General features: G+C 72.3%; 11 protein-coding genes and 1 pseudogene. 5 read left to right on the plus strand and 7 right to left on the minus strand.

The window, feature by feature from the left end; all coding sequences use genetic code 11:
- Nucleotides 1-180 precede the first annotated feature (180 nt).
- The 3 genes and pseudogenes from ACWIHY_RS11820 to ACWIHY_RS11830 form a co-directional block, all read right to left on the minus strand.
- Complete coding sequence (locus ACWIHY_RS11820) at nucleotides 181-1,089, minus strand: LysR family transcriptional regulator (protein WP_454375485.1); 909 nt, start codon at nucleotides 1,087-1,089, stop codon at nucleotides 181-183.
- Nucleotides 1,090-1,286: 197 nt separating this feature from the next.
- Nucleotides 1,287-2,150 (minus strand): annotated as a pseudogene (locus ACWIHY_RS11825) (DMT family transporter); the annotation flags it as partial.
- Between the two features lie 205 nt (nucleotides 2,151-2,355).
- Nucleotides 2,356-3,285: an EamA family transporter gene (locus ACWIHY_RS11830; protein WP_454375486.1), complete on the minus strand. Its 930-nt coding sequence runs from the start codon at nucleotides 3,283-3,285 to the stop codon at nucleotides 2,356-2,358.
- Between the two features lie 116 nt (nucleotides 3,286-3,401).
- On the opposite strand from ACWIHY_RS11830, the gene ACWIHY_RS11835 reads away from it, so the two are divergent.
- Nucleotides 3,402-3,905, plus strand: a complete 504-nt coding sequence (locus tag ACWIHY_RS11835) for a MarR family winged helix-turn-helix transcriptional regulator (protein ID WP_454375487.1) — start codon at nucleotides 3,402-3,404, stop codon at nucleotides 3,903-3,905.
- 188 nt (nucleotides 3,906-4,093) lie between these two features.
- Here the strand turns inward: ACWIHY_RS11835 and ACWIHY_RS11840 are convergent, their stop codons facing one another.
- The 3 genes from ACWIHY_RS11840 to ACWIHY_RS11850 are packed head-to-tail and all read right to left on the minus strand — an operon-like array spanning nucleotide 4,094 to nucleotide 6,939.
- Entirely contained in the window at nucleotides 4,094-4,324 is a 231-nt protein-coding gene (locus ACWIHY_RS11840; protein ID WP_454375488.1) for a hypothetical protein, read from the minus strand.
- A 20-nt stretch (nucleotides 4,325-4,344) separates the two neighbouring features.
- Nucleotides 4,345-6,681, minus strand: a complete 2,337-nt coding sequence (gene malQ, locus ACWIHY_RS11845) for a 4-alpha-glucanotransferase (protein ID WP_454375489.1) — start codon at nucleotides 6,679-6,681, stop codon at nucleotides 4,345-4,347.
- Nucleotides 6,682-6,939: a hypothetical protein gene (locus tag ACWIHY_RS11850; RefSeq protein ID WP_454375490.1), complete on the minus strand. Its 258-nt coding sequence runs from the start codon at nucleotides 6,937-6,939 to the stop codon at nucleotides 6,682-6,684.
- A gap of 186 nt (nucleotides 6,940-7,125) precedes the next feature.
- Here ACWIHY_RS11850 and ACWIHY_RS11855 point away from each other — a divergent pair, with 186 nt between their 5' ends.
- A complete protein-coding gene (locus ACWIHY_RS11855; protein ID WP_454375765.1) occupies nucleotides 7,126-10,119 on the plus strand; it encodes a beta-N-acetylglucosaminidase domain-containing protein in 2,994 nt (997 codons plus the stop codon).
- Nucleotides 10,120-10,203: 84 nt separating this feature from the next.
- Here the strand turns inward: ACWIHY_RS11855 and ACWIHY_RS11860 are convergent, their stop codons facing one another.
- Nucleotides 10,204-10,740: an HNH endonuclease gene (locus ACWIHY_RS11860; protein WP_028814500.1), complete on the minus strand. Its 537-nt coding sequence runs from the start codon at nucleotides 10,738-10,740 to the stop codon at nucleotides 10,204-10,206.
- Between the two features lie 240 nt (nucleotides 10,741-10,980).
- On the opposite strand from ACWIHY_RS11860, the gene ACWIHY_RS11865 reads away from it, so the two are divergent.
- The 3 genes from ACWIHY_RS11865 to ACWIHY_RS11875 all read left to right on the plus strand — a co-directional run bounded on the left by ACWIHY_RS11865 (nucleotide 10,981) and on the right by ACWIHY_RS11875 (nucleotide 14,878).
- Entirely contained in the window at nucleotides 10,981-12,048 is a 1,068-nt protein-coding gene (locus tag ACWIHY_RS11865) for a mechanosensitive ion channel family protein (protein ID WP_454375491.1), read from the plus strand.
- Nucleotides 12,049-12,259: 211 nt separating this feature from the next.
- Nucleotides 12,260-13,471, plus strand: a complete 1,212-nt coding sequence (locus tag ACWIHY_RS11870; RefSeq protein WP_454375492.1) for an ROK family transcriptional regulator — start codon at nucleotides 12,260-12,262, stop codon at nucleotides 13,469-13,471.
- Between the two features lie 72 nt (nucleotides 13,472-13,543).
- Nucleotides 13,544-14,878, plus strand: a complete 1,335-nt coding sequence (locus ACWIHY_RS11875) for an ABC transporter substrate-binding protein (protein WP_454375493.1) — start codon at nucleotides 13,544-13,546, stop codon at nucleotides 14,876-14,878.
- Nucleotide 14,879: the final 1 nt, after the last annotated feature.

The raw sequence follows: 14,879 nt of genomic DNA on the forward strand, positions 1-14,879 counted from the left end.
CAAGGGTGGGCCGCAGGCCCATCGCGCAGCGACGCGACGCAGGAGCGCCCTTGACGCGCCACCCCGGCCCACCGACACTCAAGCGCCCAGGGACGACCCGAAACCCCCAGAAGCGATCCGACACCGCGACTTCCGACGCCGCCAAGCCCCACCCCGCCCCACCCCACCCCGCCCCCCCCGTCACGGCAGCCGTGCAGCCGCCACCTCGCGCAGGGCCGACAGCACGCGGGCCACCGCCGGACCCGCCTCCGCTCCCCGGCGTACCGCCGCCACCACATGACGCTGCGGCTGATCCGCGCTCAGCACCCGCATCACCACCCCCATACGCCGCTCCGCCGCCGCCATCCGCGGCACCAGCGCCACGCCCATCCCCGCCTCCACCATGGCCAGGATCGCCGTCCAGCCCGCGGCGCTGTGCGCCTGCTCCGGCACGAAACCCGCCGCCTCGCACGCATGGCGCGTGATCTCCGACCACGGCCCGCTCCCGCCGAAGATCCACGGTTCGCCCGAGAGGTCCGCCAGCCTCAGCCCCGGCGCCGCCGCCAGCGGATGCCCCGCCGGGAGCGCCACGTCCATCGGGTCCGCCAGCAGCGGCACCCGGGCCAGCTGAAGGTCGCGGGCGGTCGGCGCGTGCGCCGCCAGCGAGAGCGCCAGGTCCACCGCCCCGCTCGCCAGCAGTTCGTACGCCTCCGCCGCCTCCGCCTCCCGCACGCGCACCTCCACCGCCGGATGTGTCGTACGCAGCCGCTGCACGGCCGGCACCACCAGCGCCGGCACGGCGGTCGAGAACGCCCCGACTCGCACCTCCCCCGCCTCCCCGTGCACGTACCCCGTCAACTCGGCGTCGGCCTGCTCCAGTTGGGCGAAGACCGCCTCTGCGTGGCGCAGCACCAGGTGGGCCGCGTCCGTCAGACGCACCCGCCGCCCGTGCGCCTCCAGCAGAGGTACGCCGAGCTGCTTGCCGAGGTTGGACAGTTGCTGCGAAACGGCCGACGGCGTCATCAGCAGCGCCTCGGCCGTCGCGGTAACAGTCCCCCGGTCGCGCAGGGTCCGCAGGATCCGCAGCTTCTTGATGTCCCACTCGATCATGGGACGGAATCTATCCCTCTCGACGCCGCCAACCGGGCCCGTCACCACCACATCCACCCGCCCGTCACCACCACCCGCCCCCTCCCCGCACGCCCACCCGGCCGGTCAACCACCCCCACCCGGTCAACCCAACCGGCCACGCCCACCGGTCACCTCCACCCGTCACCACCCCCAGTCACCACCCCGGCCGCCGCCCCTCACCGCCCCCGGCCCGCCGCCCCCAGCATCACTCCGCCCAGGATCAGCGCCATGCACACGATCTGCATCGGGCCCGTCGCCTCGCCCAGCAGGGCGAGGGAGAGCAGGGCCACGCACACCGGCTGGAGGTAGTAGATGACGCCCGCCCTCGCCGCGCCGATCAGCGCGATCGCCTTGTTCCAGGCGAAGAAGGCGACCGCCGAGGAGAACACGCCCACGTACACCAGCGGCCCGACCGTTCCCGCCGTCGGCTCGAAGCCGCCCTGGAGCGCGAGGCTGAAGGCGTACGCCGGCAACAGCATCAGCGCGCCGAGCACGAACGTACTGAAGAGGAAAGCCAGTCCGCCGATCCCTGCGGGCTTCCGGCGCAGCAGCGCGCTGTACGAGCCGAAGCAGACCGCCGCGGCCAGCATCCACAGGTCCCCGGCGGCGAAGTCCATGGCGAACGAGCCCTTGCTGACCAGAAGCAGCACCCCCGCACAGGCGACCAGCATCCCGAAGGTGCGACGGGCGCCGAGCCGTGCGCCGCCGACGCGTTCGTAGAGGGCCATCAGGACCGGCGAGGCGGCCATGATCATGCCCATGTTGCCGGCCGACGTCGAGAGTCCTGCCTGGTTCACCAGAGTGTTGTAAACAGTGACCCCGAGGAGCGAGGCCAAGGTCACGAAGCCCAAGTGGCGTCGGAGCAGTACCCGTTGGCGCCAGGCCTCGCGGGCCGCGAACGGTGCCACGGCGACGATCGCCACGATCCACCGCCAGAAGGCAGCCTGGACGGGTGGGACGGAGTCGTGAAGTGCGCGAGAGGTGACGAAGCTGCCCGACCAGACGACCGTCGCTACGGCCGCAAGGACGAGACCGACGGCCGCCGCCCTCTCCGCCCCGGCCGTTACCGCCCCCCTCCCCCTCTCGCTCCCCCGCCCCCTCTCGCTCTCCCTCCCCCTTTCACTCTCGCTCCCCCTCTCGCTCGCCCCCTCCCCCACCTGCTCGCTGCCGATACGGACGCGGTCCTGGACTGCCACCGGGTAACCCCTCCCACACGTTGCCGGCCGGCTCTCGCCGCTCTGCGCCCTACCGTCGCACCGCTCCACCCATCAGGTCCATCGAATCTTTTTGACCAATTCCTTCAGTTGAACTGAAATGTTGACCCCGGCCAATCCTCATCTGACCCACCAGAGTCGCCCCGAAAGCGATCGCCATCCCCAGCAGTTGCACCGGCGTCAGCGCCTCCCCCAGCGCCGCCCAGCCGATGACTGCCGCCGTCAGGGGCGACAGCGGGCCCAGGAAGGTCACGGAAGTGGCCGTGAGCCTGCCGATGCCGCGGAACCAGAGCCAGTACGCGACCGCCGTGTTCACCAACGCCAGGTAGAGGTAACCCGCGACAGCCCTCCCGTCCAGCGCCGGCGGCGCGCCCTCCACCAGGAACGCGACGGGGGTGATCAGCAGGCCACCCGCCGTCAGCTGCCAGCCGGTCATGACCAGCGGACCCACTCCCTCGGGCCGCCCCCAGCGCTTGGTCAGTACCGTGCCCGCGGCCATCGACGCGGAGGAGGCGAGCGCCGCCAGTACGCCGATCGTGTCCAGTGCGGCGGTGGCGCGCAGCACCACCAGGCTCACGCCGAGCGCCGCCGCGACCCCCGTCAGCAGGGTCCGTACGGTCGGCTTCTCGCTCAGCAGCAATACCGCGAGACCGGCCACCCACAGCGGCCCGAGCGAGCCGAAGACCGCCGCCATGCCGCCGGGCAACCGGTACGCGGAGAGGAAGAGCAGCGGGAAGAACGCCCCGATGTTGAGCGCCCCCAGCGCGGCCGCCTTCCCCCACCAGACGCCGCGCGGCAACGTCCTGGCGATGGCGAGCAGCACCAGTCCGGCGGGCAGGGCGCGCATCAGGCCGGTGAAGAGCGGCCGGTCGGGCGGCAGGAACTCGGTGGTGACGGCGTACGTCGAGCCCCACGAGATGGGCGCGAGCGCGGTGAGCGCGACTGTCCCGGCACGGTTCATGACTGCTTCGACCCCCGGCGTTCAAAGTAGGTTGACAGGAAGTAGCTTACTCCTAAGCTACTTTCCGTCAAGCAACTTCCTTGCGGGCGACCGGAACTCTCCAGATACTTGCGGTCATGACGACCAAGGCGACGGACCCCGTCGACGCCATCACCGCCCAGTGGGCCGAAGTGCGCCCCGACCTCGACACGGCCCCGATGGCGGTCTTCGGCCGCATCTACCGGATCGCACGCGCCATGGGCGACCGCATCGAGAAGGCGTACGACCGGTTCGGGATCTCACGCGGCGAGTTCGACGTCCTCGCCACGCTGCGCCGCTCCGGCGAGCCGTACACGCTCTCGCCGCGCCAGCTCTCCGCGACGCTGATGCTCACCACGGGTGGGATGACGGGCCGGCTCGACAAGCTGGAGCGGGCCGGGCTGCTCAGCCGCAGCCCCGACCCGCACGACCGGCGCGGACTGCGGGTGACGCTCTCCGAACGCGGCCTCGCGATCGTCGACGAGGCAGTGGTGGCGGGCCTGGAGCTTCAGCACGAGGCGCTCGAAGGGTTCGGCGAGGAGCAGGTGGAACAGCTTCAGGGGCTACTGCGGCAGCTCCTGGCCGGTTCGACACGCCAGTAGAGCCCGGCCCGCCGCGCGGCAACCGTCCGCAAAAACCGCAGAGCCGCAGAGCCGCAGACCCATAGAGCCGCTGAGCGCTGAGCCGCAGAAAAACGTGAGGGCGCCTGCGCCCGTACGCGACTGACCGCGTACGGGCGCAGGCGCCCTCCGAAGCGCGTTCTCAGCGCGTACTGAACTGGTGCCGGGTGTCAGCTCTGCTTCTTGGACTTGTCCAGCACCATGACGAGACCCGCGATCACCACGAACAGCGCGATCGGAGCCACGACATACAGGCCGAGCGTCTCGGCCACGCTCAGGCCGGGACCCGGGTCGTCGCCGTCGTCGGGCGTGACCGCGAGGGCCGGGGACGACATGAGCAGCATCATCAGCGTCGTACCGGCCGCGACGGCACCGGCGCGCAGGGCGTTCTTCTTGTCCACGGTGCAAACGTAGCGAACGCCTAACAGGACCGCGCGCCCGGGGGTGCCGTACGCGTCCGGAAGGCGGCGATCAGGTCGTGCAGGCGGGGTGACGCGGCCAGTTCCTCCAGGGTTACGGGACGACCGTCGGCGTCGGCCACGGGCAGGCGCCAGTTGGGGTACTGGTCCCAGGTGCCCGGCAGATTCTGCGGCCGGCGGTCGCCCACCGCGTCCGGCAGCCAGATGCCGACCATCCGGGCCGGGGTGCGCAGCAGGAAGCGGTACACGGCGCGGATCTCGCCCTCCTCGTCACCCGCGCCCTCCGGCAGCAGGCCGAGCCTGGCCAGGTACGACAGCCAGTCGGCCACCTCCACGGCCGCCTCGGCCCGCTCCTCCTCCAGCGGCCGGGTGAGCAGGCCGAGCCGGTGGCGCAGCGCCACGTGCTCGCCCGTCAGGCGGGCGGCGGTGGACGGCAGGTCGTGGGTCGTGGCCGTGGCCAGGCAGTGCTCGCGCCAGCCGTCCGGGGGCAGCGGTTCGCCCGTACCGGCCCAGTCGCGCTCGAACCACATCACCGACGTGCCGGACACACCGCGCTCGGCGAGCGCGTCCCGCACGCCGGGTTCGACCGTCCCCAGGTCCTCCCCTATGACGCTCGCTCCCGCCAGCTGCGCCTCCAGTGCGAGTACGGCGAGCATCGCCTCCGCGTCATAGCGGACGTACGTCCCTTCCGTGGGCTCACGGCCCTCCGGGACCCACCAGAGCCGGAACAACCCCATGACGTGGTCGATGCGCAGGGCGCCCGCGTGGCGCAGCAGCCCGCGCAGCAGGCCGCGGAAGGGGGCGTACGCGGCTGCGGCCAGGACGTCGGGGCGCCACGGGGGCAGGCCCCAGTCCTGGCCGAGCGCGTTGAAGGCGTCCGGCGGGGCACCGACCGACATGCCGCGGGCGTACGCGTTCTGCTGTGCCCAGGCGTCGGCGCCGCCCGGGTGCACGCCCACCGCCAGGTCGTGGACGATACCGACGGGCATGCCGGCCTCGCGGGCGGCGCTCTGGGCGGCGGCCAGCTGCGAGTCGGTGAGCCAGGCCATCCAGCAGTGCAGGTCGACGCGGTCGTACAGCTCGTTGCGGGCGCGCTCCACGGCGGCGGAGTGCGGGTCGTCGCGCAGCTCGGCCGGCCAGGCGTGCCAGTCGGGCCCGTACACCTCCGCGAGCGCGCACCACGTGGCGTGGTCCTCCAGCGCCGTGCCCTGCTCGGCCAGGAAGTCGCAGTAGGCCGCGCGGCGGCCGGGTCCGAGCGGGACGGGCCGTACGAGCTCCAGGGCCTGTTTCTTCAGCTGCCACACGGCGTCGCGGTCGATCAGCTCGCCCTTGCTCAGTACGCCGTCGCGCAGGGTCGCCGCCCGGTCGAGCAGGTCGTCGATACGGGCCCGGTCGGCGGCCGGGACATGGGCGTACTCCGGCACGACCTCGACCCGCATGTGCACGGGGTCGGGGAAGCGGCGCGAGGACGGGCGGTACGGCGACGGGTCGGTGGGCGTGCCGGGGACGGCCGCGTGCAGCGGGTTGATCTGCACGAAACCGACGCCGAGGGAGCGCCCGGACCAGGCGGCGAGCTCGGCGAGGTCACCGAGGTCGCCCATGCCCCAGGAGCGCCGGGAGAGCAGGGAGTAGAGCTGGACCATGAACCCGTAGGTGCGGCCGGGGGGCTGCGGGACGCGGGTCGGCGCGACGACGAGCGTGGCGGTGTCCTCCCGCCCTTCCGGCGTACGCACACGGAGCCGGTGCACTCCGAGAGGCAGCCGCCCCCAGCCCTCGCTCGCGGCGGGAGACGGTAACTCTGCGTCGGGTCCCAGGTCGGGCACCGCGCCGGATACCGGGCCGGGCGCCGCGTCCGCTCCCGGGCCAGGCTCCGCGCCGGGCACCTCCCGCACCCACGGCGGGCCGTCCGGCGGGGCATGGACCAGCGGCGGGCCGTCCGGCGGCGGGCCTTCCCCCGGCCGGTGACCAAGCGGCCGGTCGGCCGACGTCGCCCCGGCGGTCGGCGGCGCCCCTGCGGCCGGCGTCTCCCACTCCACCGCCGGCCCCTGCTCCGTCTCGATGCGCAGCCGGGTGCCGGCGGGCAGGCCGGTGACGGCGGGCGGCGGCTCGGGGCCGGCCTGACCCGCCCAGGACACCAGCGTTGCGGGCAGCAGACGGCGGGCGGCGGCGGCCTGGTGGGCTTCGAGGGCCGTACGCACCGCCTCGGGCGTCCGCGCGTCGACGCCCAGGGCGGCCAGGACGGCCACCACCGTGTCGTCGGGGACCTGGAGCGTGCGATGCGCCGAAGGCTGGTAGGACGTGGCGACACCGTGCAGGGCCGCGAGCCGGGCAAGGCCCATCTAGACCCCCGTGGGCTCCACGCCCGATGCCGTGCCGTGGGCGGTCGGTTCGCTGGTCAGGGGGGCGGCGTCGGCCATCGGGGGCTCACTGGTGAGCGGCGCGGCGTCGGCCATCGGGGGTTCGCTCGTCAGGGGCGGCTCGGTGGCGAGCAGCGGCTCGGCGAAGCCGGCGTCGAAAGGGAATGCGGCGTGGGGCTCGGCGCGGGGAGCGGGCACGGGTTTGGACAGGGCGGAGAGGAGAAGCTGTGCAGCGGCCACAGGGGCCTCCCTACGGTGGGCTAAGTGGACACAGCAGCCCTACCCAATGGACACGGCCGCAGACGTATACGTTCCATCAACGTGTCCCGCGTCACACCCGGTTCCCTGTATGAAAATTGACACCCGGCCGGACGGGTGGTGGGCTCGGGGCCCACAGAAGTGACTGACGCGACTGAGGAGACGGCCGTGCAGTTCGGGCGCAGGAGAGGCGCGAGGGGCGCGACCGCCGTCGCGGTCGCCGTGATCGGTGGGCTGCTCGGCGGTTCGCACGGAGCGTCCGCCGCCCCCTCCGACCCCGACCCGGGCGCCCCCGCCGCCACCAAGCCGGACCGCGGCAACGACGCTTCGGCTCTCCCCGCCGTCTGGCCCCGGCCGCAGTCGATACGGGCTGCCGGGCAGCCCGTGCCGGTGGGCGACGAAGCGGTGCTCGTCTCGGAGACGGGCACCGATCCGTACGCCCTGAAGGCGCTCGGAGACCTGCTGCGGGACGCGGGCGTGAAGACTCTCTACACCGTGCGGCCCGACGAGCCGCTGCCCGCACGTGGCCTGGTCGTACGCGCCGGAGGCACCGGCGCGAACGACGCGCTGCGCGCCCTGCGCGCACCCGAACGCACCGATCTGCCCTCCGGGGGCTACCGGATAGCCGTCGGCAGCGTCGACGGGCGGGACACGGTCGCGCTCGACGGGGTCGGCGACGACGGCCTGTTCCACGCCGCTCAGACCCTGCGTCAGCTGGTGACGGGCGGCGAGGAGAGGCAGATCGCGGCGGCCACGGTCCGCGACTGGCCGGGGACGGCCGTACGCGGCATGACCGAGGGCTTCTACGGGCAGCCCTGGACCAGCGAACAGCGCCTCGCCCAGATCGACTTCATGGCCCGCACGAAGCAGAACCGGTACCTCTACGCCCCCGGCGACGACCCGTACCGCCAGGCCCGCTGGCGCGACCCGTACCCGGCGGACGGGCGCGCCGACTTCCGGGCGCTCGCCGAGCGGGCCCGCGGCAGCCATGTAACGCTCGGCTGGGCCGTTGCTCCGGGGCAGGCGATGTGCATGTCGTCCGACGACGACATCAGGGCGCTGAACCGCAAGTTCGACGCGATGTGGGCGCTCGGCGTGCGTTCCTTCCAGCTCCAGTTCCAGGACGTCAGCTACAGCGAGTGGCACTGCGGCGCGGACGCGGACACCTTCGGTTCGGGTCCGGAGGCGGCGGCGAAGGCGCACGCGCGCGTGGCCAACGAAGTGGCGCGCCACCTCGCGGAGCGGCACCCGGGCTCCGAGCCGCTGTCCGTGATGCCGACGGAGTTCTACCAGGAGGGCGACACCGACTACCGGCGGGCGCTCGCCGCCGAGCTGGACGGCGGGGTGCAGGTCGCGTGGACGGGCGTCGGCGTCGTACCGAAGACGATCACCGGGCGTGAACTCGCCGGTGCGCGCGACGCGTTCGCGCACCCGCTGGTCACCATGGACAACTACCCGGTCAACGACTACGCCCAGGACCGCATCTTCCTCGGCCCCTACACGGGCCGGGACCCCGCCGTCGCGAGCGGCTCCGCCGCCCTCCTCGCCAACGCCATGGAGCAGGCGTCCGCCTCCCGCATCCCGCTCTTCACGGCCGCCGACTACGCCTGGAACCCGCGCGGTTACCAGCCGCAGGAGTCCTGGCAGGCCGCGATGGACGACTTGGCGGGCAGCGACGCCACGGCCCGCGAGGCGATGCGGGCGCTGGCCGGCAACGACGCGTCGTCCGTGCTGGGCGGTGAGGAGTCGGCGTATCTGCGGCCGCTCATCGACGGCTTCTGGCGTGCGCGTACGTCTGCCGACCCGGGCGTCCGGGACGCGGCGGCGAAGAAGCTGCGCGACGCCTTCACCGTGATGCGTGAGGCCCCGGCGCGGCTCCAGGGCCCGGCGGACGGCACCTTCGACGAGGAAGTACGGCCGTGGACCGAGCAGCTGGCGCGGTACGGGAGGGCGGGCGAGCTCTCCGTCGACCTGCTCCAGGCGCAGGCGCGCGGTGACGGCCCGGCCGCCTGGCGCGCCTCGCTGGACCTGGACGCGCTGCGCGGCTCCCTGAAGGCGAGCCGCGTCACCGTCGGCCAGGGCGTGCTCGACCCCTTCCTGGCGAAGGCCGTCAAGGCGGCCGACGCCTGGACCGGCGCGGCCCGCACAGCGGGCAGCGTCTCCGAGGACGCCGGTTCGTACACCGTGCGGCTCGACCGGGCGCGGCCCGTCGCGGCGCTGACCGCCATGACCGAGCCGGGTACGGGTGAGGGCGCGGCCGTCGAGGCGCATGTCCCGGGCCAGGGCTGGCGGCGCGTCGGCACGCTGTCCGAGAGCGGCTGGACGCAGACGGACGCCGAAGGAGCCCGCGTCGACGCCGTACGCCTGACCTGGGACGCGACCGGTGAGGGCGGCGCTCCCGTCGTGCACCGGCTGGTGCCCTGGTTCGCGGACGAGCCGCGCGCCGGGCTGCGGCTGGAGCGCAGTGAGACGGACGCGGAGATCGGCGGGAGCCGGCCGGAGCGCGTCACGGTACGGCTGACCGGGCAGCGCCCGGGCGAGGTGCGCGGGAGGCTGAGGGCGGAGGCGCCGAAGGGCATCGAGGTGCGCGCGCCCCGGGCGACGACGGTGCCGCGCGGCGCGTCCACCGCCGTTCCGCTCGATGTCAGGGTCGACAAGGCGGTGGCGGCGGGCGAGTACAAGGTGCCGGTGTCCTTCGACGGGCAGGACAGTGTCCTTACGGTGCGGGCCTTCCCGCGTACGGGCGGGCCGGATCTCGTCCGGGGCGCAGGCGTCAGGGTGTCGTCGTCCGGTGACGAGACCGCCGACTTCCCTGCACCGCACGCCGCCGACGGCGACCCCGCGACCCGGTGGACGTCGCCGGTGGGCCCCTCCGCGTGGTGGCAGACGGAGCTGGCGGAGCCGGTGCGGCTCGGCCAGGTCGTGCTGCACTGGCAGGAGGCGTACGCGAAGAAGTACCGCATCCAGGTGTCGCAGGACGGCCGCTCGTGGCGTACGGCGGCGACGGTCAGGGACGGCCAGGGCGGGCGCGAGACGGTCCGGATGGACGCGGGGGACGCGCGGTTCGTGCGGGTGCAGTGCGACGAGCGGGCGCTGCCGTTCGGATACTCGCTGTTCGCGGTGGAGGCGTACGCGGTGGACGCGGCCGCCGACGCGGACTAGCAGGCGGCCACTTGCGGCCCTGCGGGGCTTTTCCCACCCCACAGGACGCACCCCGCCACCGCGGGACGGCAAAGGCCCGGACCCTCAGGCGGAGATGCCGTCGATCCGAGCCAGTGCGTCGTCCGCGCCGAACGGCTGCAAGTACGGCAGCCAGCGCGGGTCCCGATGCCCGGTCCCGATGATCCGCCAGGCCAGCCCGGACGGCGGCGCCGGCTGGTGGCGCAGCCGCCAGCCGAGCTCCATGAGGTGCCGGTCGGCCTTGACGTGGTTGCAGCGGCGGCACGCCGCCACCACGTTCTCCCATGCGTGCTGCCCGCCCCGGCTGCGCGGAACGACGTGGTCGACGCTGGTTGCGACGCCACCGCAGTACATGCAGCGCCCGCCGTCCCTGGCGAAGAGCGCACGGCGGGTGAGAGGAACGGGCCCCCGGTAGGGGACCCGCACGAACCGTTTCAGCCGCACGACGCTGGGTGCGGGGACAGCGCGGGTCGCGCTGTGCATGAAGGCGCCGGATTCCTCGAGGCAGAGAGCCTTGTTCTCCAGGACGAGGACGAGCGCGCGGCGGAGCGGTACGACGCCGAGCGGCTCGTACGACGCATTGAGGACCAGGACATGCGGCACGGATGCCTCCTATTACGCCGGCGGCGCGTGGCTCGCGCCGGGACGATCTGCTCTCAGTCTCCCCTCATGCCTGGTCGAAACGCCACCACGTCCGGGTAACGGGCTCGGAGTGTTTTCGACCACACGGCCTTCATGCCCTGGTGAGCCTTGTCTCTCCCTCGAACACAGCGCCGGAGTATGCGGGATGCCCCGTTAGTGTGGTTGGTCTGCTGTCGTCCCACCCGCCTGGAGGTTCCCGCCGTGCTCTGGTCCGTCCTGTCGGCCGCCGATCCGACATCCGAGCCCGTCACCCTCGACGAAGCGGCGGAGCAGGCGACCGACGCCGCGAGCTGGGTCGAGCAGAATTGGTCCACCTGGCTGAGCGTCGGCCTGCGCATTCTCCTGATCGTCGTGATCGCCGCCGTTCTGCGTACGGTCATCCGCCGCTCGCTCACCAAGCTGATAGCCCGGATGAACCGCAGCGCCCAGGCGGTCGAGGGCACCGCGCTCGGCGGCCTCCTGGTGAACGCCGAGCGGCGCCGCCAGCGCTCGGAGGCCATCGGGTCCGTGCTGCGGTCGGTGGCGTCGTTCCTGATCCTGGGTACGGCCGCCCTGATGGTGCTCGGCGCCCTCAACATCAACCTGGCGCCGCTGCTGGCCTCGGCGGGCGTAGCGGGCGTCGCGCTCGGTTTCGGTGCGCGCAACCTCGTCACCGATTTCCTCTCCGGCGTCTTCATGATCCTCGAGGACCAGTACGGCGTCGGGGACAGCATCGACGCGGGTGTGGCGTCCGGCGAGGTCATCGAAGTGGGGCTGCGCGTGACGAAGCTGCGCGGCGACAACGGCGAGATCTGGTACGTCCGCAACGGCGAGATCAAGCGGATCGGCAACCTGAGCCAGGGCTGGGCCACGGCCGGAGTCGACGTACAGGTGCGTCCGACGGAGGACCTGGACCGCGTGCGCAAGGTGATCGTCGAGACCGCCGAGGAGCTGGCCAAGGCCGAGCCGTGGAACGAGGTGCTGTGGGGCCCCGTGGAGGTGCTGGGCCTGGATTCGGTGCTGCTCGACTCGATGGTGGTGCGGGTGTCCGCGAAGACGATGCCGGGCAAGGCGCTCGGGGTCGAGCGGGAACTGCGCTGGCGCATCAAGCAGGCGTTCGACCGGGCGGGCATCCGCATCGTCGGCGGCGCGGCGCTGCTCGCCGACGAAGCGGCGCCGGCCGATCCGACAGCGGGCATGACGGCGCCGTCGGCGCTGGCCAGCCCGACGTCCCCGCAGTCGCTCGCGGCCTCTCCGATCACACCGCCCGCCACGAACCTCAACAAGTAGTCCGTACATCTGTACGCCGTCCGGCGCCCCCGCAGGTAACGCTTTGGTTGCCCCGGGGGCGCTGTGCGTGGTCGGCTCTTGACGACCGGCTACGGGCGCCCTACTTTCGACCCACAGAATAGGAAACTTTACTAACAATGCTCACGGCAGCGAGCGCGGGTGGGAAATTTCGCTTGCTGGCCGAGTGGTAGCCGAAGGTGGGTGCTTTGCCATGGCCGGGACGCCGGGAACGCCGGGAACGCCGAGCGTCCTGCGGGCGATGAACGACCGCGCCGCCCTGGATCTGCTCCTGGAGCACGGCCCGCTCTCCCGTACGAGGATCGGCAAGCTCACCGGGCTGTCCAAGCCCACCGCCTCGCAGCTGCTCGTACGCCTGGAGACCGCCGGGCTCGTCGTCGCCACCGGTACGACGGAGGGCCGCCCCGGACCGAACGCCCAGCTCTACGCGGTCAACCCGCGCGCCGCGCACGTCGCCGGCCTCGACGTCACGCCGGAGCGCATCCGCGCCGCAGTGGCCGACATCACGGGCGAGACCGCCGGCGAGTTCGAGCTGCCGACCCCGGGGCGCCGCGCCGAGTCCGTCGTACGCCAGGTGACCGAGGCGCTCGACGGCGCCGTGAAGGCCGCCGGACTCGTACGGGCCGACATCCACCGCGTCGTCATCGGCACTCCGGGCGCCTTCGACCCCGGCACCGGGCGCCTGCGGTACGCCTCCCACCTTCCCGGCTGGCACTCCCCCACCCTGCTCGACGACCTTGCGGCGGCGCTGCCCATGCCCGTCGAGTACGAGAACGACGTGAACCTCGCCGCCGTGGCCGAGCAGCGACTGGGTGCGGCCCGGGGCCACGAGGACTTCGTACTCCTGTGGAACCAGGAGGGCATCGGCGCCGCTCTCGTCATCGGCGGGCGTCTGCACCGGGGCTGGCGCGGGGGCGCGGGCGAGGTCGGCTTCCTGCCGGTGCCGGGCACGCCGCTCGTACGCCAGGTGACCAAGGCCAACAGCGGCGGCTTCCAGGAACTCACCGGCGCGCAGGCCGTGCCGCGCCTCGCCAAGTCGCTCGGCATCGACACCCCCGAGCAGCCGTACGCCGAGGTGGCCGCCGGGCTGCTGGCGCGAGCGGCCGCCGAACACGACGGAAACGAGCAACTGGCGGAGCTGCTCAGGCAGTTCGCCCAGCGTCTGGCCACCGGACTCGCCTCGGTCGTCGCCGTACTCGACCCCGAACTGATCGTCCTCACCGGCGGCGTGACCACCGCCGGCGGAGAACCTCTGCGCGCACTCGTCCAGGCGGAACTGGCAGAACTCGCCGCTTCCCGGCCCCGTCTCGTCGTCGGCGAGATCCAGTACAACGCCGTGGTGCGGGGAGCGCTGGAGAGCGCGCTCGCCACGACCCGCGACGAGGTCTTCGACACGTCCCGCTAGAGCCTTCAGCCCTCTCCGATGCCTCCGGCCTCTCCGATCTCTCCGACCCGTCCTGTCCCTGGGAGTTTCGCCATGCGCAAAAACAGCCGCCTCACCGGCTCAGCGGTCGCCGTCGCCGCGATATCCGTGCTCGCCTCCGCGTGCACGGGGCAACCGGAGTCCGGCGCGACCGACGACCCGAACGCGAAGACCACCATCACGTTCTGGCACGGCTGGAGCGCCCCGAGCGAGGTGAGGGCGATCCGGGCGAACGTCGACCGATTCGAGGCCCGGCACAAGAACATCGAGGTGAACGTCGTCGGCAACATCAACGACGACAAGCTCAACCAGGCGCTGCGCGCGGGCGGTTCGAAGGGCCCGGACGTCGTCTCGTCCTTCACGACGTCGAACGTCGGCAAGTTCTGCTCGTCGGGCGCCTTCGCCGATCTGGCGCCCTTCATCGAGAAGTCGAAGCTCGATCTGGAGAAGACCTTCCCGAAGGTGACGCTGGAGTACACGCAGTTCGAGGGCAAGCGGTGCGCGATGCCGCTGCTCGCCGACGCGTACGGCCTCTACTACAACAAGGACGCCTTCAAGAAGGCCGGCATCAAGGCCCCGCCGAAGACCATGTCCGAGCTGACCGCGACCGCGAAGAAGCTGACGAAGACCAGGGGCGACAGCTACGAGCAGCTCGGCTTCATGCCGAACTACCACGGCTTCGAGACGACGACCGAGCACTACATGGGCAGCTGGGACCAGCAGTACTTCGACGCGGACGGCAAGTCGAACATCGCCAAGGACCCAGCCTTCGCCGCCATGTTCACGCAGCAGAAGAAGCTGGTCGACGAGCTCGGCGGCTTCCAGAAGCTGGAGAAGTACCGTGGCTCGTTCGGTGACGAGTGGGGTGCCAAGCACCCGTTCCACACCGGCCAGGTCGCGATGCAGATGGACGGCGAGTGGCGGCTCGGCATGGCCGAGGACGCCAAGGTGCCGTTCGAGATCGGCGTCGCGCCGATGCCGGTCGCCGACGACGAGGCCGACAGCTACGGCAAGGGCTTCCTGTCCGGCACGGTCATGGGCATCGCCCCGGCGAGCAGGAGGCAGAACGCGGCCTGGGAGCTGGTCAAGTTCATGACCACGGACACGACTGCCGTCGTGGAGTTCGCCAACGCGATCCGCAATGTGCCGTCCACCTTCGACGCGCTGAAGTCGCCGGACCTCGAGCTCGACCCGCGTTTCAAGACGTTCCTGGACATCGCTCGGCACCCGAGGTCCAGCACTCCGGCCGGCGCGGTGAACGGCGCGACGTACCTCCTGACGATCCAGGAGTTCGGCTACCAGTACGAGAAGGGCGCGGTGAAGGACCTGAAGGCCGGCCTGGAGAAGACCGCCGCGCAGATCGACACCGACATCGCGAAGGCGAAGTAGC

Source organism: Streptomyces sp. NPDC055287, from assembly GCF_053646035.1.

Bases quoted from the DNA above. Each gene is read 5' to 3' on its own strand.
- ACWIHY_RS11820 (WP_454375485.1), bottom strand. From the start codon at position 1,089: ATGATCGAGTGGGACATCAAGAAGCTGCGGATCCTGCGGACCCTGCGC.
- ACWIHY_RS11830 (WP_454375486.1), bottom strand. From the start codon at position 3,285: ATGAACCGTGCCGGGACAGTCGCGCTCACCGCGCTCGCGCCCATCTCG.
- ACWIHY_RS11835 (WP_454375487.1), top strand. From the start codon at position 3,402: ATGACGACCAAGGCGACGGACCCCGTCGACGCCATCACCGCCCAGTGG.
- malQ (WP_454375489.1), bottom strand. From the start codon at position 6,681: ATGGGCCTTGCCCGGCTCGCGGCCCTGCACGGTGTCGCCACGTCCTAC.
- ACWIHY_RS11870 (WP_454375492.1), top strand. From the start codon at position 12,260: ATGGCCGGGACGCCGGGAACGCCGGGAACGCCGAGCGTCCTGCGGGCG.
- ACWIHY_RS11875 (WP_454375493.1), top strand. From the start codon at position 13,544: ATGCGCAAAAACAGCCGCCTCACCGGCTCAGCGGTCGCCGTCGCCGCG.